Source organism: Azotobacter tropicalis, from assembly GCF_059739045.1.
The window spans coordinates 1,237,305-1,260,349 of the sequence record NZ_AP046059.1; the positions used below are offsets into that span (position 1 = coordinate 1,237,305).

The 23,045-nt window shown below is 66.1% G+C and carries 16 protein-coding genes and 1 pseudogene; 5 read left to right on the forward strand and 12 right to left on the reverse strand.

Going from position 1 to position 23,045, the window contains the following annotated elements; genetic code table 11:
- Positions 1–99 precede the first annotated feature (99 nt).
- Positions 100–813, reverse strand: a complete 714-nt coding sequence (gene pgl, locus Atro_RS05755; RefSeq protein WP_497926811.1) for a 6-phosphogluconolactonase — start codon at positions 811–813, stop codon at positions 100–102.
- The gene (zwf, locus tag Atro_RS05760) at positions 800–2,263 is read right to left on the reverse strand and encodes a glucose-6-phosphate dehydrogenase (RefSeq protein ID WP_497926812.1); all 1,464 of its coding nucleotides are present in this window, start codon (positions 2,261–2,263) and stop codon (positions 800–802) included. Before zwf ends, pgl begins: the two co-directional genes overlap by 14 nt.
- A 158-nt stretch (positions 2,264–2,421) precedes the next feature.
- Here zwf and Atro_RS05765 point away from each other — a divergent pair, with 158 nt between their 5' ends.
- Entirely contained in the window at positions 2,422–3,243 is an 822-nt protein-coding gene (locus Atro_RS05765) for a shikimate 5-dehydrogenase (RefSeq protein WP_497926813.1), read from the forward strand.
- Positions 3,244–3,585: 342 nt separating this feature from the next.
- Here Atro_RS05765 and Atro_RS05770 read toward each other — a convergent pair whose 3' ends face one another.
- The 6 genes and pseudogenes from Atro_RS05770 to Atro_RS05795 form a co-directional block, all read right to left on the reverse strand.
- The gene (locus Atro_RS05770) at positions 3,586–4,653 is read right to left on the reverse strand and encodes an AbrB family transcriptional regulator (RefSeq protein WP_497927621.1); all 1,068 of its coding nucleotides are present in this window, start codon (positions 4,651–4,653) and stop codon (positions 3,586–3,588) included.
- A 167-nt stretch (positions 4,654–4,820) separates the two neighbouring features.
- Entirely contained in the window at positions 4,821–6,164 is a 1,344-nt protein-coding gene (locus Atro_RS05775; RefSeq protein ID WP_497926814.1) for an OprD family porin, read from the reverse strand.
- Between the two features lie 100 nt (positions 6,165–6,264).
- Complete coding sequence (locus Atro_RS05780; protein ID WP_497926815.1) at positions 6,265–7,011, reverse strand: TerC family protein; 747 nt, start codon at positions 7,009–7,011, stop codon at positions 6,265–6,267.
- Between the two features lie 54 nt (positions 7,012–7,065).
- Positions 7,066–8,370, reverse strand: a complete 1,305-nt coding sequence (locus Atro_RS05785; protein WP_497926816.1) for a CitMHS family transporter — start codon at positions 8,368–8,370, stop codon at positions 7,066–7,068.
- A gap of 148 nt (positions 8,371–8,518) precedes the next feature.
- A pseudogene (gene dctA, locus Atro_RS05790) lies at positions 8,519–9,828 on the reverse strand (C4-dicarboxylate transporter DctA).
- 70 nt (positions 9,829–9,898) lie between these two features.
- Positions 9,899–10,981, reverse strand: coding sequence for a 4-oxalomesaconate tautomerase (locus tag Atro_RS05795; RefSeq protein WP_497926817.1), 1,083 nt, complete (start codon positions 10,979–10,981; stop codon positions 9,899–9,901).
- A gap of 168 nt (positions 10,982–11,149) precedes the next feature.
- Here Atro_RS05795 and Atro_RS05800 point away from each other — a divergent pair, with 168 nt between their 5' ends.
- Positions 11,150–12,040 carry a LysR family transcriptional regulator gene (locus Atro_RS05800; RefSeq protein WP_089166837.1) on the forward strand — a complete coding sequence of 297 codons (891 nt, stop codon included), beginning with the start codon at positions 11,150–11,152 and terminating at the stop codon, positions 12,038–12,040.
- 31 nt (positions 12,041–12,071) lie between these two features.
- Here Atro_RS05800 and tcuB read toward each other — a convergent pair whose 3' ends face one another.
- The 3 genes from tcuB to Atro_RS05815 all read right to left on the reverse strand — a co-directional run bounded on the left by tcuB (position 12,072) and on the right by Atro_RS05815 (position 15,752).
- Positions 12,072–13,256, reverse strand: a complete 1,185-nt coding sequence (tcuB, locus tag Atro_RS05805) for a tricarballylate utilization 4Fe-4S protein TcuB (RefSeq protein WP_497926818.1) — start codon at positions 13,254–13,256, stop codon at positions 12,072–12,074.
- The gene (tcuA, locus tag Atro_RS05810) at positions 13,243–14,697 is read right to left on the reverse strand and encodes an FAD-dependent tricarballylate dehydrogenase TcuA (RefSeq protein WP_497926819.1); all 1,455 of its coding nucleotides are present in this window, start codon (positions 14,695–14,697) and stop codon (positions 13,243–13,245) included. Before tcuA ends, tcuB begins: the two co-directional genes overlap by 14 nt.
- A 131-nt stretch (positions 14,698–14,828) precedes the next feature.
- On the reverse strand, positions 14,829–15,752 hold the full coding sequence (locus Atro_RS05815) for a LysR family transcriptional regulator (RefSeq protein WP_131343286.1): 924 nt from the start codon (positions 15,750–15,752) through the stop codon (positions 14,829–14,831).
- A 532-nt stretch (positions 15,753–16,284) separates the two neighbouring features.
- Between Atro_RS05815 and acnB the strand changes: the two genes are divergently transcribed.
- Positions 16,285–18,894, forward strand: a complete 2,610-nt coding sequence (acnB, locus tag Atro_RS05820) for a bifunctional aconitate hydratase 2/2-methylisocitrate dehydratase (protein WP_497926820.1) — start codon at positions 16,285–16,287, stop codon at positions 18,892–18,894.
- 337 nt (positions 18,895–19,231) lie between these two features.
- Positions 19,232–19,897: a hypothetical protein gene (locus tag Atro_RS05825; protein ID WP_497926821.1), complete on the forward strand. Its 666-nt coding sequence runs from the start codon at positions 19,232–19,234 to the stop codon at positions 19,895–19,897.
- Between the two features lie 609 nt (positions 19,898–20,506).
- Here the strand turns inward: Atro_RS05825 and Atro_RS05830 are convergent.
- Positions 20,507–21,265 (reverse strand): enoyl-CoA hydratase/isomerase family protein, encoded by a 759-nt coding sequence (locus Atro_RS05830; protein WP_497926822.1) that lies wholly within the window; start codon positions 21,263–21,265, stop codon positions 20,507–20,509.
- 160 nt (positions 21,266–21,425) lie between these two features.
- Here Atro_RS05830 and Atro_RS05835 point away from each other — a divergent pair, with 160 nt between their 5' ends.
- Positions 21,426–22,832: a sigma-54 interaction domain-containing protein gene (locus tag Atro_RS05835; RefSeq protein ID WP_497926823.1), complete on the forward strand. Its 1,407-nt coding sequence runs from the start codon at positions 21,426–21,428 to the stop codon at positions 22,830–22,832.
- The last annotated feature ends 213 nt before the right edge of the window (positions 22,833–23,045 follow it).

Consider the following 23,045-nt stretch of genomic DNA (forward strand, 5'->3'; position numbering starts at 1 on the left):
TACGGCTTCCTTCAATCTGTCTTGGACTTGTAAGGGATGCGTCTGGTACGGCCATCCTGACTGGCTGCGAAGCGGCGCGTTCCCTCGCGCTCTGCGGTTTCACGGGCTCCAGTGGATTTCCAGTCCGTCGCCGAGGAAGGCGCGGATCGGCATGCGCAAGGGATCGGCACGCAGGGCCTGGCGCAGGGTCTCCAGCTTGGCCGGGCCCTGGACGGCCAGGCAGCGCAGCCGCGCCCGGGCCAGCAGCGGCCAGGTCAGGGTGATGCGCGGGTGCGGCGCGACCGGCGCGCGCATCGCCATGCACGGCTCGGCGCAGGTGCCGGCCAGGGCCTGGGCGAGGTTCGGGCTGCCGGGGAACAGCGAGGCGGTATGGCCGTCCTCGCCCATGCCCAGCACCACCACGTCGACCGGCCGCTTGAGTTCGGCCAGCGCCCGGCCGGCCAGGCGGGCCGCCTCCTCCAGGCTGGCCGCCGGCTGGTAGAGGCCGAAAAAGCCCGCTGCGGCGGCCGGCCCCTGCAGCAGATGACGGCGCACCAGCGCCTCGTTGCTGCCCTCCTGGTCCGGCGCCACCCAGCGCTCGTCGACCAGGCCGACCTGCACCCGGCTCCAGTCCAGCTCGCGCCTGGCCAGCGCCTCGAAGAAGGGCACCGGGCTGCGCCCGCCCGAGACCAGCAGGCTGGCCCGGCCGTCGGCGTCGAGGGCCTGGCGCAACGCCTCGGCCACGCGGTCGGCCAGGCCCTCGGCCAGGTCGGCGCCGTCGGCCCGGGAGCAAACCCTTACCCCGGCGGGCAGTTCCAGTTCAGAAATCCCCATACCAGCTCCTCCCGTCACGGGTGATCAGTGCAATCGACGACAGGGGTCCCCAGCTGCCCGCCGCGTACGGCTTGGGCGCCTCGCCCAGCAGGCGCCAGCCGGCGATCAGCCGGTCGCACCACTGCCAGGCATGCTCGATCTCGTCCTTGCGCACGAACAGGTTCTGGTTGCCCTTCATCACCTCCAGCAGCAGCCGCTCGTAGGCGTCGGGGATCCGCGCCCGGCGGTAGGTGTCGGAGAAATTCAGCTGCAACGGACCGCTGCGCAGCTGCATGCCCTTGTCCAGGCCCTGCTCCTTGGTCATCACCTGCAGGGCGATGCTCTCGTTCGGCTGCAGGCGGATGATCAGCTTGTTGCCGATCAGGGGGCGCTGCTCCGCGGCGAAGATGTAGTGCGGCGGCGCCTTGAAGTGGATGACGATCTGCGACAGCTTCTCGGGCATGCGCTTGCCGGTGCGCAGGTAGAACGGCACCCCCGCCCAGCGCCAGTTGCGGATCTCCGCGCGCAGGGCGACGAAGGTCTCGGTGCCGCTTTGCGCGTTGGCGTTGTCCTCTTCCAGGTAGCCGGGCACCGGCTTGCCGAGGATGCTGCCGGCCACGTACTGGCCGCGCACCACCTGCTGGCTGAGCTGGGCGGCGTCGATCGGCGCCAGCGCCTTGAGCACCTTGACCTTCTCGTCGCGGATGCTGTCGGCCGACAGGTCGCTCGGCGGGTCCATGGCGATCAGGCAGAGCAGCTGCAGCAGGTGGTTCTGGATCATGTCGCGCAGTTGGCCGGCCTTGTCGAAGTAGCCCCAGCGGCCCTCGATGCCGACCTGCTCGGCCACGGTGATCTCCACGTGGGAGATGTGGTTCTGGTTCCACTGGGTCTCGAACAGGCTGTTGGCGAAGCGCAGGGCGATCAGGTTCTGCACCGTCTCCTTGCCCAGGTAGTGGTCGATCCGGTAGGTGCGGTCCTCGGGGAAGTGCCGGGCCACCGCGTCGTTGACCTTGCGCGAGGAGGCCAGGTCGTGGCCGATCGGCTTCTCCAGCACCACGCGGGTGCGCTCGGCCAGCCCGGCCTCGGCCAGCCCGGCGCAGATCGGCTCGTAGAGCGCCGCCGGGGTGGCGAAGTAGGCGACCAGCCGCTCGGCATCGCCGACCCGGTCGGCCAGCGCGGCGTAGGCGCCGGGCTCGAGGAAGTCCATCGCCAGGTAGTCCAGGCGGCCGAGGAAGCGCTGCACAACGCTTTCCTCCAGCTCCGCGCCCGGCACGTGGCGGCGCAGGTGCTCGGCGACGATATCCCGGGTCCCTTCGCCGGCGTCGAGGGCCAGGGCCAGCAGCCGGGTGTCGGCGAGCAGGCCGGCGCGGTCCAGCTGGTAGAGGGCGGGGAACAGCTTGCGCAAGGCCAGGTCACCCAGCGCGCCGAACAGGGCGAAGGTGCAAGGCTCGATAGTATGGGTAGCAGCCATGATGCTTGTTCTTTTTGTAAAAGAAGATGCAATAAAACCACTAATGAATCGTTTCATCAACGATCAATGTTGTTATAAAAACAAATTTTATAGTAGAAAGTCAGCTTCGGATCGGGCCTGCCGGCTGCCAGGGCCCATTCTCAGAGGAGTTCAGCGGGATGCCCCACGCCATCGACAAGGACACCCGGATCTGCATGTCCCTCGCCGGACGCCCCGGCAACACCGGCACGCGCTTCCACAACCACCTCTACGAGGCGCTCGGCCTGAACTACGCCTACAAGGCCTTCACCACCCAGGACCTGCCGGCCGCCATCGGCGGCATCCGCGCCCTCGGCATCCGCGGCTGCGCCATCTCGATGCCGTTCAAGGAAGCCTGCATCCCGCTGCTCGACGCGCTCGATCCATCGGCGGCGACCATCGACTCGGTGAACACCATCGTCAACGACAATGGCCGGCTGACCGGCTACAACACCGACTTCCTGGCCATCGCCCAGCTGCTCGACAGCCACCGGGTATCGCCCCGCCTGAGCTTCGCCCTGCGCGGCAGCGGCGGCATGGCCAAGGCGGTGGCCTTCGCCCTGCGCCAGGCCGGCTTTTGCCACGGGCACATCGTCGCCCGCAACCCGGCCAGCGGGCAGGCGCTGGCCACGGCCAGCGGCTTCGAGTGGACGGCGGAGCTGGGCGCGCTGCGCCCGCAGCTGTTGATCAACGTGACCCCGATCGGCATGGCCGGCGGCCCCGAGGCAGAGGACCTGGCCTTCCCGGAGGAGGCCATCGAACGGGCGCAGGTGGTCTTCGACGTGGTGGCGCTGCCGGCGGAAACGCCGCTGATCCGCCGCGCCCGCGCGCTCGGCAAGGCGCTCATCAGCGGCGCGGAGGTCGCCACCCTGCAGGCGCTCGAACAGTTCGTGCTCTACACCGGCCGGCGCCCGACGGCGGAGCAGATCGCCGCCGCCGCGGCCTATTCGCGCCAGGGCTGAACGCCGCCGGACTGCGAGACGAAGCGGTCGCAGGTTTTTCCTTCCAGTATCGGCGTAGTGGGTCGCCGTGCGGGCTTTCCAGCCGCACCCTCGGCACCAGCCCCTCGCCAGAAACCGCTCGCGGCAGGTCCGCTTGCGCTTGCCGGCGCACTCGGCGCCGAAGAAGCCCAGCGGGTCATGCGGCGAGGCTCGGAGCGAACCAAGGAAGGGCTATTTCAACAGATTGGGCGGGGCTTTCCTTCGTACTCTCTGGATCGGCCAGCCAGCGCTCCGTGCGGGGTCACACCTTCAGGGCGACGTCCCCGCGATCTCGTTTTGCCGGGTCGCTGCTGACCGACTGGGCTACCGCGCGCCCTCCTCCAGGCGCTTTCGCCAAAAACGGAACACCGGCCTCGCCAGGAACAGCACCAGCAGCAGGCGCAGCACCTGCATCGCGGTGACCAGCGGCACCACCAGGCCCAGCGCTTCGGCGGTGAGGCTCATCTCGGCGATGCCACCGGGCACCATGCCGAGCACCAGCGTCCGCGCGTCCAGGCCCGAACCCCAGCTCATCAGCAGCGCGATGGGCACGGCGAGCAGGACTGCCGCGACCGTCGCCAGCAGGGTGCGCAGCATGAACGCCGGGGCACGACGGAAGAACGAGCGCTCGAAATGGCAGCCCAGGCTGCTGCCCAGCAGCCACTGGCCGACTTCGCCGGCGCCGTCCGGCAGGCCGATGTGCAGGTCGAAGACGACGCTGAACAGGCCGCTGACCAGGAGGGCGCCGAGTTGCCAGGCGTTGGGGAAACGCCAGCGCTGGAAGACCAGCGCGATCAGACCGCCGAGGGCGAACAGCAGAGCCAGCCAGCCGGCATCGGGGCCGGGATGGGTGACCGTAGCCGTCTGCTCGCCGGCGAACAGCCAGGTGTAGATGGCCGGAATACCGACCAATACCAGCATCATGCGCAGACTGTGGCTGGCAGCCACGTGCTGCAGTTCGGCGCCATACGGCCTGCCCAGGTTGACCATCTCGCTGGCGCCGCCGGGCATGCTGGCGAAGTAGGCGGTGGCGAAGCCTTCCCCGTGACGCCGGTGCAGAACGATGCCAATGACGCAGGTGAGCACGGTCAACAGGGTGCCGACCAGCACCAGGGCGAGGTGGGCAAGGATCTGCTCCAGCACCGCCTGGTTGAAGTGCAGGCCGATCCCGGTGGCGATGATCCACTGGCCAACCTTGATGCCATGAGGCATGGCGACAGTCAGACAGCCGAGGCAGCGCAGCGCCGCGACGCCGAGCAGCGCGCCGATCATCCAGGGCAGCGGCCAGCCGAGCAGGTGGGCGAGGCCACCACCGAGGGCGCCGGCCAACGGGCTGAGGATCCAGGGTTTGCAGCGGGCAAGCAGGCCTGCCAGGGCAGGAGGGAGTTTGATGGTCACATGACGGCCTTGAGCAAGAAGCGGATCGCATCCGTCACGGTGGATGCGATCCGCAGGTCGAAAGACCAGGCAGGTCTGTATTGCCGGGGCAACATCGGTGTGTCCGCCCCAACGGCAGCAGCAACCTTACCATTGTCGGGAAAGGCCTCTGTCTCCTCCTTTCAAAGCAGAGGAATGCTGTAGTTGACGATCAGGCGGTTCTCGTCCTGGTCCCGCTGCCCCACGTCGTTGCCGCGCCACATGGCGTTGCGCCAGGTGAGGCCGACGCCCTTGAACAGGCCCGACTGCACCGTGTAGTCGATCCGCATGTCGCGCTCCCACTCGCGGCGGTCGCTGCCGACGGCGTCGATGTCGTCGCCGCTGTAGTACATCAGGCTGGCCTTCAGCCCCGGAATGCCGGCCTTGGAGAAGTCGTAGGCGTAGCCGGCCACCCAGGTGTTCTCCCCGGCGCTGGTGAACTTGCCCATCTGCGCATTGGTGATCAAGTAGGGAACGCGCCCATTGCCCTGGTTGATATGGGGAAAGTCGCTGTTGCCGGTGATCTTCTGGTAGCCAAGGCTCAGCGCATGGCCATCCAGGCTGTAGGTGAACAGGGCGCTCCACAGACGGTTGTCGACCTCGCCTTGGCTGGACGAGCCGGTGCCCCAGTAGCCGCTGCTGACGTAGCCCTCGGTCCGACCGGAAGCACTGGAATTTTCGCCGTCGGAATCGCTGTCGAAGTAGCGCAGGTCGGTCTTCAGCGAACCGACCGGCAGTGCCCAGTTGTGCACCAGGCCGAGGAAGTGCTGTTTGTAGAAGTCACGCAGGTTGCCGTAGTAGTACTGCAGCAGCAGGTCCTTGTTGACCTTGTAGTCGGCACCGCCGTAGTAGAACTCGTTGCTGAACTGGGCCTTGCTGCCGCTGTTGGCGCCGGCGATGGACAGGCTGTCGCTGTTGCTGGAGTTGCGGTCCGTGGAGTGCTCCAACTTGCCGGCGATCAGGGTCAGGTCCTTGATCTCGTTGGAGGTGACCTGCGCGCCCTCGAAGGTCTGCGGCAACAGGCGCCCGTCGCTGTAACTCACCACCGGCAGCTTGGGCAGCAGAGTGCCGACCTGCGCCACGGTCTTGGAGAAGCGCAGCTTGGCGGTCACCCCGAGCCGGCCGAAGTCGCGCCTCGCCTTGCCGTTGCTTTCCAGCGGGAAGACCGAGCCCGGGCGGCGGTTGACCTCGCCGATCGGCTTGTCCGCATCGCCGCCGGCGTCCAGGCGGAGCGCGTACTGGCCCAGCAGATCGAGGCCGAAGCCGACCGGCCCCTCGGTGAAGCCGGACTTGTAGTCGAGGACGAAGGCCTGGCCCCACTCCTCCACCCGGCCACGGTCCTCGTTGCGGACGTCCTGGTTGATATAGAAGTTGCGCAGATTGAGCGAAGCCTTGCTGTCCTCGAAGAAACCTTGCGAGCTGGCATAGCCGGCGGGCAACAGACTCAGACAGGACAGGGTCAGGCCGCAGGTGAAACGCTTGTGCATGGGACTACCTATTGTTCTTGTGCGGTAGGTACGGGTTGCCGTGCGCTCCGACTGTCGGGCGCACGGATGGATCGGGCAACGATGGGGCCGGGAGGGCGGCCTACTGGCCGGGGATGTCCCGGCTCAGGTGCACCGGCTCGGCGCGCGGGCGGCGCATGCGGATGTTCAGCGCCTCCACCGCCAGCGAGAAGGCCATGGCGAAGTAGACGTAGCCCTTGGGCACGTGCACCCCGAGGCTCTCGGCGATCAGCACGGTGCCGACCACGATGAGGAACGACAGGGCCAGCAGCTTGAGGCTCGGGTGCTTGTCGATGAACTCGCTGATGGTGCCGGAGGCGGCCATCATCACCAGCACGGCGACGACGATCGCGGCGATCATCACCGGCACGTGGGAGACCATGCCGACCGCGGTGATCACCGAGTCCAGGGAGAACACGATGTCGATGATGGCGATCTGGACGATGGTGCCGATGAACTGACCGTTGCCCTTGGGCGCCGCGTTGGTCTCGTCCTCGCCCTCCAGGCCGTGGTAGATCTCGGTGCTGCTCTTCCACAAAAGGAACAGGCCGCCGAAGAACAGGATCAGGTCGCGCCCGGAAATGCCCTGGCCGAAGACGTGGAAGAGGTCCACGGTCAGGCCCATCACCCAGGAGATCGACAGCAGCAGAAGAATCCGCGTGACCATCGCCAGCGCCAGGCCGAATAGGCGGGTGCGCGGCTGTATCTCCTTCGGCATGCGGCCGACGAGGATGGAGATCATGATGATGTTGTCGATGCCGAGCACGATCTCCAGCGCGGTCAGGGTAAAGAAGGCAACCCAGATCTCCGGGTTGATCAGCCAGTCCATAAGGGAATCCTTGCGTTGCAGGTTGAGCGGCCGGGGGCATCCGGCCGCTTAGGGTCAGGCGATGAAGGTCATGGCTCCGGTGAGCAGGGCCAGGGCGGTGATCACCAGCGAGGTGAGCACTGCCCACTTGAAGGCGGCTTTCTGGAACTCGCCGATGTCGCGGTCGACCATGCCCACCAGCAGCAGGGTCGAGGCCACCAGCGGGCTCATCAGGTGCACCGGCTGGCCGAGCACCGAAGCGCGGGCGATCTCCAGCGAGTCGATGCCATAGGCCGCCGCGGCATTGGCGAGGATCGGCACCACGCCGAAGTAGTAGGCGTCGTTGGAGAGCACGAAGGTCAGCGGCATGCTGGTGATCGCCACCACCAGCGGGAACAGCGTCCCCCACTCCGGCGGAATCATGTCCACCAGCCCCTGGGCCAGGGCATCGACCATCTTGGTGCCGGAGAAGATGCCGGCGAACACCCCGGCGGAGAACACCAGCAGCACCACGGTCATGGCGTTGCCGGCATGGGCGAGGACCCGTTCCTTCTGCTGTTCCAGATGGGGATAGTTGATCATCAGCGCGACCACGAAACCGATCAGGAACAGCACGGCCGAGTGCATCACGCCCATCACCAGAGCCACCATCACCGCAGCCACCAGCAGCAGGTTCAACCAGGCCAGGCGGGGCCGCTTGTGGGTGCTGTCGCCGAGAATCTCTTCGATGTAGCAGTTGCTGCCGCCGGACTGCAGGACGACGCTGCCGACCCGCTTGCGTTCGCCGCGGCCAAGCATCCAGGCGGTGAACACCACCCAGGCGGCCCCGCCGATGACGGTTGGCAGCAGCGGCACGAAGAACTCGCCGGCGTCCAGGCCGAGCACGGCGATGGCCCGGGTGGCCGGACCGCCCCAGGGCGACATGCCGCTCATGATGCTCAGGGACAGCATGGCGAGGATCGCCAGAACCATCGGGTTCATGCCGATACGCTTGTACAGCGGCAGCATGGCGGCGCAGGTGATCATGTAGGTGGTGGTGCCGTCGCCATCCAGGGCGACCAGCAGCGAGAGCAGCGCGGTACCCATGGCGATCTTCACCGGATCGCCGTTGACCACCTTGAGGATGCGGCGGATCAGCGGGTCGAACAGCCCGGCATCGATGAGGATGCCGAAAAACAGGATGGCGAACAGCAACAGGGCGGCCGAGGGCGCCACCATCTTGAGGCCGTCCAGCATCATCTTGCCGAGGCCGCCGCCGAAACCGCCGATCAGGGCGAAGACGATGGGCACCACGGTCAGGGCAACGATGGGGGACAAACGTTTGGTCATGATCAGGACGGTGAAGACGATCACCATCGCGAGACCGAGCAGGGCGAGCATAAACAGACTCTCTTGTAGTTATTGATCGAATCGTGTGGGGCAAGGTTTGCCCAATGCGCAGGCAGAGCTTCCCCTACCCGCCGGGCGGCACATCTATCGTGTGCCGTCCGGCGGTCGGGAACGGTTCAGGGAAAAGGCCGGCGAGGCCTCAGGTACGCTCGGCTTCCCGAGCGGCGGGCTGCCAGTTTTCGTCGGACGCCTTAGCGACCGGCGCCTCGCCGTTCAAAGTCCGCAACAGGAGCGTGCGGTCGCAGGCGTTTTCCGACAGCGCAATCAGCACGGTCGCCACCGCGTTGCTGGCCAGGCTGGTGAGGGCACGAGCCTCAGACATGAAGCGGTCGATGCCGATCAGGAGCGCCAGACCGGCCAGCGGGATGTCGTGGATCACGGTCAGGGTCGAGGCCAAGGCGACGAAACCGCTGCCGGTGACGCCCGCCGCGCCCTTGGAAGACAGCAGCATCACCGCCAGCATGGTCAGGGTCTGGGTCATCGACAGCTCGATGTTGCAGGCCTGAGCGATGAAGACGGCGGCCAGCGACAGGTAGATGGCGGTGCCGTCCAGGTTGAAGGAGTAGCCAGTGGGCAGCACCAGCCCCACCAGGCTCTTGCGGCAGCCCAGTGCCTGCAACTTCTCCAGCATGCGCGGCAACACCGGCTCGGTGGACGAGGTGCCCAGCACCACCAAGAACTCCTCGCGGAAGTAGCGCAGCAACTTCCACAGGCTGAAGCCGTTCCAGCGGCAAAGCCCCCCAGCACAACGAGGACGAAGAAGGCGCAGGCGATGTACAGGGTCAGGATCAGCTTGGCCAGCGAGCCCAGCGAGCCGATGCCGTAATGGCCGACGGTGAAGGCCAGTGCGCCGAAGGCGCCCACCGGGGCGAAGCGCATCAGGTAAGAGAAGATCTTGAAGACCATGTGCGAAGCGCTTTCGAGCACGTTCAGCACCGGCTTTCCATGCTCGCCCAGCGCGGACAGCGCGAAGCCCGACAGCACCGCGATGAACAGCACCGGCAGCACTTCGCCCTTATTGAAGGCGCCGACGAAGGTCTCCGGGATGATGTGCATGAAGAACTCGACGACACCGAGCTTGGCCGCGGACTCGGCGTACTTGCCCAGCCCGTCGGTGCTCAGCTGGCTCGGGTCGATGTTCATGCCGGCACCGGGCTGGAGCAGGTGGACTGCGGCCAGACCGATGACCAGGCTGACGACCGTCAGGCCGAGGAACAGCAGCAGCGTCTTGCTCATCAGCCGGCCCAGCGACTGCTTGTCGCTCATGCCGGCGATGCCGGTGACGATGGTGCAGAACACCACCGGGGCGATCATCATCTTGACCAGCTTGATGAAGGCATCGCCCAGGGGCTTCAGCGCGGCGGCCTGCTCGCCCCAGAGGTATCCAACCAGCACGCCGAGGATGACGGCACAGATGATCTGGAAGTACAGCGATTTAACCAACTTCATGATGCATCACCGATTGTTAGAGTTGTTTTGATGTGCAGGCTGACCGCCTGCATGGTTTAAGGCGGTCTCGTCAACTGGCGAGGCGCTGTGCAGCGGGCACATAGACCTCGCCGGAGAACAGCCGGCGCGCGGTACGGATCACCGCGGCGCGGATGGTCTTGCCATCGGCGCCGGTACGCGCCAGCGCGACCTCGATGGCGCCGCTCGGGTGTTCCAGGCGCACCTGCTCCAGATCACGCGGCAAACGCTCGCCGAACATCCGGGCGATCACGCTGCCCTCGCTGACGCAGGCGGTCGCCAAGCCGATCGAGCCGGTGATGGCCAGCGAGCGGTGGCAGTTGCTCGGCATGAAATAGCGGACCTGCAGGGTGCCACCGGCCCTGGGCGTCGAAACCAGCACCGGCTTGGGAATCACCTTGTCGCTCACATCGCCCAGCCCCATGGCCATGCCGGCGCGCAGGCGCAGGGCCTCCAGACGGCGCAGGAAATCCTGGTCGGCATCCAGTTCGGCGGGGCTTTCGTCGCCGCGCTTGCCCAGCCGGCTGGCCTCGACGATCAGCATGGGCATGGCCATGTCGATGCAAGTCACCGGGATGTCGTCGAACCAGTCGAGCACCTGCCCGGTAGGGAACAGCTTGCCGGTCTTGCTGCCCGCGGCGTCGAGGAAGGTCAGCTTGATCGGCGCCGCGGTGCCGGGCACGCCGTCGATGGCGGTGTCACCTTCGTAGCGGACCTTGCCGTCGGGCGTCTGCACTTCCGAATCGACGAAGGTATTGGTGTTCAGGTTGCGAATGCGCACCCGGGTCACCGCGCCACTGACCGGGACGAGCCCCTGCTCGATGGCGAAGGGGCCGACGGCGCAGAGCATGTTGCCGCAGTTGGGTGCGGTATCCACGCGGCGCTGGGACACCATCACCTGGACGAACAGGTAATCCACGTCGGCGTCGGGATGCGCGGAGGGACTGACGATGGCGACCTTGCTGGTCTGCGGACTGCCGCCGCCGATACCGTCGATTTCCAGCTCATGGCCGGAGCCCATGATCGCCAGCAGCAGTTCGTCGCGCTCCTGGGTCGAGCCGGGCAGGTCGCTGGCCAGAAACACCGGACCTTTGGAAGTGCCGCCACGCATCAGCACGCAAGGGATACGCTGCATAATTACTAACTCCTGTTTATCAATCTCAGTCATTGATGCTTTTGGCAGGAGATTCACACGGAAACAAAAATGTTTCCAATGCAAATATCAGAGTTATTATTCCGCTTTAGTTATCTAAACTGGCAGCAGGCCACAACGGCACCAGCGCCGCAGGAGTACCGGAAAACCATGGAATACGATCTCCAAGACATTAAATCTTTCGTGAAAATCGCCGAATTAGGCAGTTTTCACGAAGCCGCCGAAACCCTTCATCTGTCCCAGCCAGCACTGACGCGACGGATCAAGAAACTCGAGCAGGGGCTGGGCACTCCGCTGCTCGATCGCACCACCCGGCGGGTCAGCCTGACCAGCGTGGGACGCGACTTCCTACCCAAGGCGAGGCGCGTGCTGGACGATCTCGAGGACTCGATCATGAGCATCCGCGAACTCGCCGAGCGCCAGACCGGCCAGGTCACCCTGGCCTGCATTCCCACCGCGGCGTTCTACTTCCTGCCTTCGGTCATCCGCCTGTACAACGAGCAGTACCCGAAGATCCGCATCCGGCTGCTCGACCTCAGCGCCAACGAGGGGCTCGAAGCCGTCCTGCGCGGCGAGGCCGACTTCGGCATCAACATGATGAGCGGGCAGCATCCCGACATCGAATTCCTCTCCCTGGTCAACGAGCCCTTCGTTCTGGCCTGCCGCCGCGATCACCCGTTGGCGAGCCGCGAAGCGGTGCGCTGGGCCGAGCTGGCCGACTACCGCCTGATCGGCGTAGGCCGCCTGAGCGGCAACCGCATGCTGCTCGACCATGCCCTGGCCGGCTTGAGCTGGCGGCCCAAGTGGTTTTACGAGGTCCAGCACCTGTCGACCTCGCTCGGCATGGTCGAGGCCGGACTGGGTGTTTCCGCCGTCCCCAGCCTGGCCATGCCCGCCGCGGATCACCCGACGCTGGTCAGCGTCCCGCTGATCGAGCCGGTGGTGAACCGCAGCCTGGGCCTGGTTCGCCGCCGCGGCGCCTCGCTGTCGCCGGCGGCGGACAAGTTCGTCTCCATCCTGTTGCAGCAGTGGCCGCAATGACGCCATCCCCGTATCCCCCGGCCTGCCGCTCTCACTCGCCGCCCATCCGCAACCGGTCGGGCTGGCGCTTCTCGATGGCGAACTTCAGCAAGGCGGCGCTGCGGAAGATTCCATGGGCGAACTTGCCGTACGGCATGGTCAGGAAAAACGCCATGACCGCGCCCAGGTGCAGCGCCAGCAGCAGCGCCATGGCCCCGCTGTCCCGCCCGGCCAGCAGCGCCAGGCCGCTGAGGCTGACCAGCAGCAGCAGCGCGATGAAGCCGCGGTCCATGGGACGCTGCGCGCTGTCGCCGTGCTCCGGATGGCGGCGCCGGTTCAGCCACAAGAGGCCGGCGGGACCGACCAGCAGCCCGAGGCCGCCGGCCGTCCCCAGCAGAACCGGCAGGCTCGTCAGCGGATAGGGCGCCTCCAGGCCCAGCACGAAGTGGTACAGCGTGGCGACGGAGGTGGCGGCGAAGCACAGCAGGAAGCCGTAGAAGGTGCAGTGATGGAAGCGCCGCCGCCAGAGGGTGAAGCGGTCGCTCTCCTCGTTGCAGCCCTCGCCATGTCCACCGTCGAGATACTTCAGCCGTAACACGGCACCCGAGGCCTCGAACGCCGCCGCTCCCTTCGGCACCGGCTCTTCCGAAGGCGGCGAAACCTCCCGCCAGAAGCGCCGCACGGCCATGCCGAGGGCCAGGGTGGCGAAGGCGAAGACCAGGCCGAACATCAGCGCCAGCGCGTCGTGAGGAAAGACTGCGTAGAAGTCGCCCGCCAGCGGTCCGGGAAACAGGGTGCCCTTGACGGCCAGCGTCAACGCCAGGAAGAACCCCAGTCCGGCAGCAGTGGCCAGAGACAGCGTCAGCCCGTTGCGCCGGTAGAGCCGACCCAATGCCGGCGGCCAGGCATATTCGGCATAGGTGTCCAAGCGCACCCTGGCCATCGCCCGCGGGACGTTCACGGCGAACTCATGGGGTTCGGCGTATTGGCAGGCATGCAGGCAGGCGCCGCAGTTGTGGCAGAGGTTGGCCAGGTAATGGATATCCGCCTGGGCGAAGTCGAGGCGCCGAGTCATGGCCGGGAACACGGCGCAGAAGCCCTCGCAGTAGCGGCAGGCATTGCAGATGTGCAGTTGCCGGTCGACTTCCGCCGCGGCGACGTTGAGCACCGGGATCGGCTGGAGGGCACTGCCGGCACTGGAGATGGGCAGTCGTGCCCCGGAATCAAGCGATTGCATGGTCTTGTCCTGCAGTCATGGAAGCTGGGTGATGACCGGCCGCGGCGGCGGCCTGGCTGCCGGCGATCCGGCCGAACGCCGTGCCGATGCTCATGCCGACCCCGGCGGTATAGCCCTTGCCGAGTACGTTGCCGGCCATCATTTCCCCGGCAACGAAGAGGTTCGGGCTGGGCCTACCGGAGAAGTGCACGGCGGCCGTCTCGTCGGTCCTGAGCCCCAGGTAGGTGAAGGTGACGCCCGGACGCAGCGGATAGCCGTAGAAGGGCGGCGTGTCGATCGGCCGGGCCCAGTGGGTCTTGGCCGGCGAGAGGCCTTCGGTGCGGCAGTCGTCGAGCGCGGTATGGTCGAAGGTGCCGACCCGGCAGGCCTGGTTGTAGGCCTCGATGGTCTCCACGAACGCAGCTTCGGGCAGGCTCAACTGACGGGCCAGTTCGCCAAGGGTGCTCGCGGCAGTGCCGGGAAACACCGGCGGCATGAAGCGGCCGACGGCTTTGCGGTCGATGATGGAGTAGCCGACCTGGCCGGGCTGCTGCGCCACCAGGCGCCCCCAGATCGCGTAGCGCTTGGGCCAGAAATCTTCGCCCTCGTCGTAGAAGCGGCGGCCGTCACGGTTGACCACCACGCCCAGCGACACACAGTCGATGCGGGTGCAAATCCCACCGTCGTAGAGCGGTGCGCGGGCGTCGATGGCGACCATGTGGGCCTGGGTCGGGTCGCCGACAGGATCGGCACCGGCGTCGATCAGGGCGCGCAGCAGCGTGCCCGTGTTGAAGCGGGTTCCGCGGATCAGGAAATTGTCCGCCGCCCAGTCGCCGTTCTCGTTCTGTCCCCAGGCCTCGCGCAACCAGTCGCGGTTGGATTCGAAACCGCCGGCGGCCAGGACGCAGCTGCGCGCCTCGATGCGCTCGGCCGGCCGGCGCACGCCATCGATCTCCCGGGCGGCCAGGTGCACGGCGACGAAGCGGCCGCCCTGCAGTTCGATCCCCGTCACCGGGCTGTCGTAGCGAATCTGCACGCCCAGTGCCTCGGCGCTGCGGTAGTAGGCGTTGATCAAGGCCTTGCCGCCGCCAGTGAAAAAGGCATTGGTGCGCGCCAGTTGCAGCGTGCCCGACAGGGACGGCTGGAAACGCACGCCATGGCGACGCATCCAATCCCGGCAACGGGACGAGTCGCGGATGACGCGCCGGGCGAGACGCTCGTCGGTCATGCCGCCGGTAACCTTCAGCAAGTCCTGCCAGAACTCCTCTTCGGTATAGGCATCGACCAGCACGTCCTGCGGGGCCTCGTGCATGCAGCGCAGATTCCGGGTGTGCTGGGAATTGCCGCCGCGCCAGCGACGCGGCGCGGCCTCCAGCAAGAGCACCTGGGCACCGGCCTCGCGTGCCATGAGGGCGGCGCACAGCGCGGCGTTCCCGCCGCCGACCACCAGTACATCGATCATCTCGTCTCCTCCTCGGTGGGGAGGCGAAACGAAGGGGCTCCCCACCCGTGGAAGGCACGATAGTTAGACGGAGCTGACCCCGACAGGCTGCTTTGCGCGGGAGGTGTTCAGTAAAACTGAAGACCCCAGGATCACTCGCCCAGCAGGGTGGCGCCGGGCCAATGCCCCGCGCGGACCAGTTCGCGGGCGACGCCGGCAACCGTCACCCGGGTGGCCAGGGCCGCAGGTGACAGCTCGTCGTCCGACAGGCTGGCGAGCAGGTTGCGCCGGCTCACATGGGCATCGACGATCGGCACGACGCGCAGCCCAACCTCGCCGGAATGCGCCGCCGCGGCGCCCGGCTGGATGGTCGCTGCATGCCCGGCGCGCACGGCGTCCATGAGGGTCGCCAGGCCGTCGATTTCCATGATCACGTTGGGGACGACCCCGACGCTTTCGAAGGCGGCCATCAGGCGGGTGCGCAGGCCATGTTGTGCGCTGGGCAGAAGCAGCGGCAGGTCGCCGAGATCGGCCAGCCTCAGGCTCTCGCCCGGCGGGGCGGGACACGCGGAGGAATGGATGACGAACAGTCGCTCGTCGAGCAGCGGCATCACGCTCCAGCGCTTGGCCATGTCGGTCTGGAACAGCACCGCGAGATCCAGTTGGCGGGCATTGAGCTGGCCGGCCAGGTAGCCCGAGAGCATTTCCACCAGGTGCAGCTGGATATCCGGGTAGCGCGTGCGCATGGCCTCGATCAGCGGCAGGGCCAGCACGCTGGCGGTGGTCGGTGCCAACCCCAGGCTGACATAGCCGCTCATGCGGTCGCGGCGGGCGGCCTGCACGGCATTCTCGGCCTGGCGCAGGGTCAGCTGGGCATGGTGCAGGAAGGCGAGGCCCGCGCTGGTCGGCATCACGCCAGTAGAGCTGCGATTCAGCAGCCGGGCGCACAGCTCGCTTTCCAGCTTGGCGATCTGCTGGCTCAGCGCCGAAGTGCCGACGCCCAGCTCCAGTGCAGCCCGCCCCAGACTGCCCAGTTCGACGACCTTGACGAAATAGCGCAACTGCCTGAGTTCCATCGGCTGTCCTGGAAAATAATTCGTTCGAGAAGGGATCGAGAGGGGATCGGCGGCAACAGAGCGGGCAACCGGCTGTAGGGGCCACCCCAATTGATAACATCAAAGAAATAATATTGACAATATTTGCATTGGAAACATTTCTTTTTCCGTGCAAACCTCCCGCCAAAAGCATCAATGACTTATGGCCAATAAATAGAAACTCCTAATGATGCAGCTTATCGCTTGCGTGCAGATGCATGGCGACACCTCCAAAAGTCCGATGTCTTGGCCAGTTACCTTTTGGCACCCCTGTCCAGTCGAAGCTGTTTTCAAAGCGTCACGAGCACAGTCGACCCGAATGGAACGGCGCCGGCACCCCGCCAGGGGGTGCCGAACGCCTCCCCTCCTCGGCGTAAAACTTTGAAAACAGCTTCTGGAGGGGATCGCCGTCACCTTGGCCGTGCCGCCCATAAAGCGGCGAAGGCGCTTGCGTGCGGAGATTCCCAGGATGCGTGTCCCGGAAACCCCTGGGACCACTGATGAGGGTAAAACTGTGCTTGAAGCCTATCGCAAACACGTAGAAGAGCGTGCCGCCCAGGGCGTCGTGCCCCAGCCGCTGAACGCCGAGCAGACCGCAGGCCTGGTCGAACTGCTGAAGAACCCGCCGGCCGGCGAAGAAGCCTTTCTGGTTGACCTGATCACCAACCGCGTTCCGCCGGGCGTGGACGAGGCCGCCTACGTCAAGGCCGGTTTCCTCTCCGCCATCGCCAAGGGCGAAGCCGCTTCCCCGCTGATCAGCAAGGCCCGCGCCGTCGAGCTGCTGGGCACCATGCAGGGCGGCTACAACATCGCCACCCTGGTCGAGCTGCTGGACAACGCCGAGCTGGCCACCGTGGCCGCCGAGCAACTCAAGCACACCCTGCTGATGTTCGACGCCTTCCACGACGTCGCCGAGCGCGCCAAGAAGGGCAACGCCGCCGCCAAGGCCGTGCTGCAGTCCTGGGCCGACGGCGAGTGGTTCCTGGCCAAGCCGGCCGTTCCGGAAAAAGTCACCCTGACCGTGTTCAAGGTCCCGGGCGAAACCAACACCGACGACCTGTCCCCCGCTCCGGACGCCTGGTCGCGCCCCGACATCCCGCTGCACGCCCTGGCCATGCTGAAGATGGCCCGCGACGGCATCGAGCCGGTCCAGCCGGGCTCCGTCGGTCCGCTGAAGCAGATCGAAGCGGTCAAGGCCAAGGGCTTCCCGGTCGCCTACGTCGGCGACGTGGTCGGTACCGGTTCCTCGCGCAAGTCCGCCACCAACTCGGTGCTGTGGTTCTTCGGCGACGACATCCCCTTTGTTCCGAACAAGCGCGCCGGTGGCTTCTGCTTCGGCACCAAGATCGCCCCGATCTTCTACAACACCATGGAAGACGCCGGCGCCCTGCCGATCGAGTTCGACTGCACCAACCTGGCCATGGGCGACGTGATCGACGTCTACCCGGTCAAGGGCGAAGTGCGCCGCAACGGCAGCGACGAGCTGGTCACCAGCTTCGCGCTGAAGACCGACGTGCTGCTCGACGAAGTCCGCGCCGGCGGCCGTATCCCGCTGATCATCGGCCGCGGCCTGACTGAGAAGGCCCGCGCCGAGCTGGGCCTGGCGCCGTCCACCCTGTTCAAGAAGCCGGAAGCGCCGGCCGACAGCGGCAAGGGCTTCACCCTCGCTCAGAAGATGGTCGGCCGCGCCTGCGGTCTGCCGGAAGGCCAGGGCGTGCGTCCGGGCACCTACTGCGAGCCGAAGATGACCACCGTCGGCTCCCAGGACACCACCGGCCCGATGACCCGCGACGAGCTGAAGGACCTGGCCTGCCTGGGCTTCTCCGCCGACCTGGTGATGCAGTCCTTCTGCCACACCGCCGCCTATCCGAAGCCCATCGACGTCAAGACCCACCACACCCTGCCGGACTTCATCATGACCCGCGGCGGCGTGTCCCTGCGTCCGGGCGACGGCATCATCCACAGCTGGCTGAACCGCATGCTGCTGCCGGATACCGTGGGTACCGGCGGCGATTCGCACACCCGCTTCCCGATCGGCATCTCCTTCCCGGCCGGTTCCGGCCTGGTGGCCTTCGCCGCCGCCACCGGCGTGATGCCGCTGGACATGCCCGAATCCGTGCTGGTGCGCTTCAAGGGCAAGCTGCAGCCCGGCATCACCCTGCGTGACCTGGTGCATGCCATCCCCTACTACGCCATCCAGGCCGGCCTCCTGACCGTCGAGAAGAAGGGCAAGAAGAACATCTTCTCCGGCCGCATCCTCGAGATCGAAGGTCTGAACGAGCTGACCGTCGAGCAGGCGTTCGAGCTGTCCGACGCCTCCGCCGAGCGTTCGGCTGCCGGCTGCACCATCAAGCTGCCGGAAAAGGCCATCGCCGAGTACCTGAAGTCCAACATCACCATGCTGCGCTGGATGATCGGCGAAGGCTACGGCGATCCGCGCACCCTGGAGCGTCGTGCCCAGGCCATGGAAGCCTGGCTGGCCAAGCCGCAACTGCTGGAAGCCGACAAGGACGTCGAGTACGCCGCCGTGATCGAAATCGATCTGGCCGACGTCAAGGAGCCGGTCCTCTGCGCGCCGAACGACCCGGACGACGCCCGCCTGCTGTCCACCGTCGCCGGCCAGAAGATCGACGAGGTGTTCATCGGTTCCTGCATGACCAACATCGGTCACTTCCGCGCCGCCGGCAAGCTGCTCGACAAGGTCAAGGGCGGCATCCCGACCCGTCTGTGGCTGGCTCCGCCGACCAAGATGGACGCCCACCAGCTGACCGAGGAAGGCTACTACGGCATCTACGGCAAGGCCGGTGCGCGCATGGAAATGCCGGGCTGCTCGCTGTGCATGGGCAACCAGGCGCGCGTACAGACCGGTTCGACCGTGGTCTCCACCTCGACCCGCAACTTCCCGAACCGTCTGGGCGACGCGACCAACGTGTTCCTGGCGTCCGCCGAGCTGGCCTCGGTCGCCTCGATCCTCGGCAAGCTGCCGACCGTCGCGGAGTACATGGAATACGCGAAGAGCATCGACACCATGGCTGCCGATATCTATCGCTACCTGTCCTTCGACCAGATCGCCGAGTACAAGGAAGCCGCGGCCAAGGCCGAACTCCCGGTCCTGCAGGTCTAAGCGTCACTCGCGCCGAATGGAGAAGCCCCGCCCCGTGCGGGGGTTCCCCTTTAGCAACGCAGGCTGCCGGCTCGTTCTGAGCCGCGGCACGAGCGGTGCAAAAAGGCATGGGTGTTGAGAGGCGAGACGAGCGTGTCGCTCGCTAAAAGCGGTAGATACGAAAACGATCAGCGCCCGCTCAAGGGAGTCGAGGGAGAACAACTCTTCTCGGAACAAGAACAAAGTGCGCGGTCCATGCCGTTCTTCTCCCATGAGAACAAGACACGCCGTAACGCTCCGCTCCAGGCAACTTGTTCAATGTGTTTACTCGCCGTACTCTTTCCTTGGGAGTGTCATTGTGCTCAAGCCCTACCCAATCTCGGACAGCATAGCGCAAAGGCTTAAGTCGATTGTCGATATCAATACGCGCTTCAAACTGGACTTGCTGCCAGAGTTAGCCAATATGGGGTTTCTCACCGGACCTCTCGCAACAGAACCTCGCAGTAATGGGTATGTGCTGTCGGTAACCGGCCATAGTTGCCTGCACGCCTATCCAAACGGGCATCCACCAGTAGAGGTTTCGGCTATGGCTCTCGGCCTGCTGATTGGCAGTGCAGAGCAAAAGCCAACCCGCCCGCACTTGGCCACCGACCTGGAAATGGCAGCAACTCGAGAACTCAGAGAGTTAGGCCTGGCCTATCACAATGAAAGTGCCGCCTCCCATGTGATCTATCCCAGCCTAATTGGTCGCTATTTTGTGAAATGTGTTCGGGAGCAGATCGTCGGCACACCGCTAAACATGCAAGCCATGAAAATGCTGTATCGGGTGTTCGGCTCGACCTATAGCATGAGCTGCCCGACCTTTGATTGGGAACGGCAACCCAGCAATCTTCTGCTGGAAGCCGGCTATTTGAAATCGGCCGCCCCAAACAAACTATTTATCACTTCAAGCGGTGTCGACTATCTCAACAAGCCACTCGCGGTAGAGCATGGCAAGATTTTCAATCTCCAATTGATTGCCTGAAGCGGGAGGAGGCACAGGAGAAAGTTGAAATGATTTTTCCGCCTCGTCAAAGAGGAAACCTCCATACAGAAGCACACGCAGAAACAACTTGCCCAGGAGTTAGACCACAAAAGAACTCCGAATGAAACACAACCAATAACTCCCCGCATATGAGAAGGCGAGCGCTGCAGCCTTTCGTCGAGGCCGAGACGAGCCAGAAGCCCAATTAAAACAAGCTGCCGCTCATATGTTCTCCGATCAAGCAAACACCAGACCGCCTGGCAACCAAGTATATATTCGAAGCGCCCGCCGGAAGGATCGACCAAGCGAAAGGGATGCTCCTTGAAGCGTAAACCGTTGGATGAATATTTCTGCCGCGAATTCAGAGCGTTTCGTCAATAACAGGCATGACTCCCAGATCGCCCAGGTATCCTCAATACCAGCGCAAAGGATTCTCCCCTGCTTCGCTTCGAGCAACTCCACTACTTTGTTTGCCCGACGCAACCTCGGAACAGCCGTATGCGGCTCCTCGGGTTACCCGGGGCCCCTGCGACGCCGGAGCGCCCGGCCCCGGGCTTACCACGCAGGAGCGTGGGAGCCATCAACCTTGAAAGTTGAAAGGGCTGGCTCTCAGCGCCCCTCGAAGCGCGGCGGGCGCTTTTCCCCGAGGGCGCGCAACCCTTCCTGGAAGTCCGCCGAGGCCGAGCAGCGCCGCACGTCCGCCTCCACCGCCGCCGGGTCCAGGGCGCCGCGGGCGGCCGCATTGAGGTGGCGCTTCATGCCGGCCACCGCCAGCGGCGCCAGCCCGGCCAGCTCCGCGGCCAGCGTCTCGGTCGCCTCGGCCAGGCGTTCGGGGCTGTCGTACAGGTGGGTGAGCAGGCCGGTCTCCAGCATGCCCCGTGCATCGAGTTTTTCGCAGGCGAGGATCAGCCGCTTGGCGGCGTTCAGCCCGAGGCGCGACACGTAGCGCTCGAACAGCCCGGCATAAAGGTGCAGGCCGAAGCGCGCCGCCGGCATCAGCATCTGCGCGGCCGGGCCGCCGAGGCGGAAGTCGCAGGCCAGCAGGATGTCGGTGGCGCCGCCGAACACCCCGCCCTGCACCTCGGCGATGGTCAGCGGGCGCAGGTTCTCCAGGGCGTCGGCCACCGCCTCGAAGCGCCCGCCGTCGCCGGCCGCGGCCAGGTCGTCGAAGCTGTAGCCGGCGCAGAAATGCCTGCCGGCAGCGCGCAGCAGCACCACCCGCACCTGCGGCGCCGCCTCGATGCGCGCCAGGCAGTCCAGCAGCGCCGTCAGGTCCGCCTCCTCCAGGCGGTTAGCCTTGTCCGGCCGCTGCAGGCGCAGGGTCGCCAGGGCGCCGGAAATCTCCAGGGAAGGGATGTTGCCACTCATGAAGTCACTCCTGACCGAACCGATCGATCGCTCATTTTCGAGCCGCCCCGCGTCCTCCTCAAGCCGTCGATGGTCGCCCCTGCTGCCCGCTGCGGCTTGCCGCCACGCCGTTCTTGAGCGAACGTCCGCAGCCAGGATCACAGCACGCACCGGAGCGCCCATGAATTCCGCCGCCAGCCTCAAGGACTACCAGGTCACCCGCCTGCAAGCGATGCGCTCGCTGTTCAAGATCGTCGAGCAGTCCAGCGAAGGCACGGTGATCGTCGACCGCGAGGCGCGCATCGTCTGGATCAACGAGCGCTACGCCCGGCGCTTCGGCCTCGCCGACCCGGCCGAGGCCCTCGGCCAGCCGGTGGAGAGCGTCATCCCCGGCAGCCTGCTGCGCGAGGTGGTGCACAGCGGCCAGCCGATCCTCCTGGACATGCTCGACACACCGAAGGACCCGCTGGTGGTCATGCGCCTGCCGATCCGCGACGAGCACGGCCAGTTGATCGGCGCCATCGGCTTCGCCCTGTTCGACGAGCTCAAGCGCCTCTCGCCGCTGATCGGCCACTACCTGAACCTGCAGGAGGAGCTGGCCTCGACCCGCTCGCTCTTGCAGGCGCGCCAGGCCCGCTACGGCTTCGCCCAGTTCATCGGCACCAGCGCCCCGGCCCTGGAGGTCAAGCGCCGCGCCCGCCGCGGCGCGGCCAGCGAGGCGCCGGTGCTGCTGCTCGGCGAGACCGGCACCGGCAAGGAGCTGCTGGCCCACGCCATCCACGCCGCCTCGCCGCGCGCCCACAAGCCCTTCGTCAGCCTGAACATGGCGGCCATCCCGGAAAGCCTGCTGGAGGCGGAGTTCTTCGGCACCGCGCCGGGCGCCTTCACCGGCGCCAGCCGCAAGGCGCGGCCCGGCAAGTTCCAGATCGCCCAGGGCGGCACCCTGTTCCTCGACGAGATCGGCGACATGCCCCTGCACCTGCAGGGCAAGCTGCTGCGCGTGCTGCAGGAGAAGGAGTTCGAGCCGGTCGGCTCCAACCAGATCCTGTTCAGCGACGTGCGGCTGATCGCCGCCACCTCCTGCGACCTGGAAGCGGCGGTGCGCCAGGGCCGCTTCCGCGCCGACCTCTACTACCGCCTGAACGTGCTGCCGATCCGCCTGCCGCCGCTGCGCGAGCGCCCGGACGACCTGCCGGCGCTGTGCGAGGCGATCCTCGGCCAGCTCGGCAGCGCGCACGAACTCGGCCCCGCCGCCCTCGCCCTGCTCGCCCGTCACGACTGGCCGGGCAATATCCGCGAGCTGCGCAACCTGCTGGAGCGCGCCATCCTGCTCAACGGCGACACGCAACTGGACGAGACCATGCTCGCCGACGCCCTGGGCATGCAGCCGGCCTGCGTCCCGCCGCCGGCCCCAGGCGCGCCCGCCGCCGGCGAAAGCTACCGGCAGGCCATGCAGCGCTTCGAGCGCGAACTGCTGGAGAGCACCCTGGCGAGCACCGGCAACGCCCTGGAGGCCGCACGGCGCCTGGGCCTCAGCCGCTCCACCCTGTACCGCCGGCTGGCTGCGCTGGGCATTCCGTCCCGCTAATGGGACGAATCCCAAAAATGGGAATCCACCTTCTTCACCTCTAATCGGCCCTCCAGCCGCTTCGGCCGCCGCCGCTTTCCCGAATCTGGGAAAGCAGCGGCGCACCCCCTGGAAAAACCCTTATAAATCAACGAGCAATACTCCTGGCACGGAATTCGCCATAAGGAATTCCGCGGACTTCCGCGCCCAATAACAACAATACCCCTGCCGTGA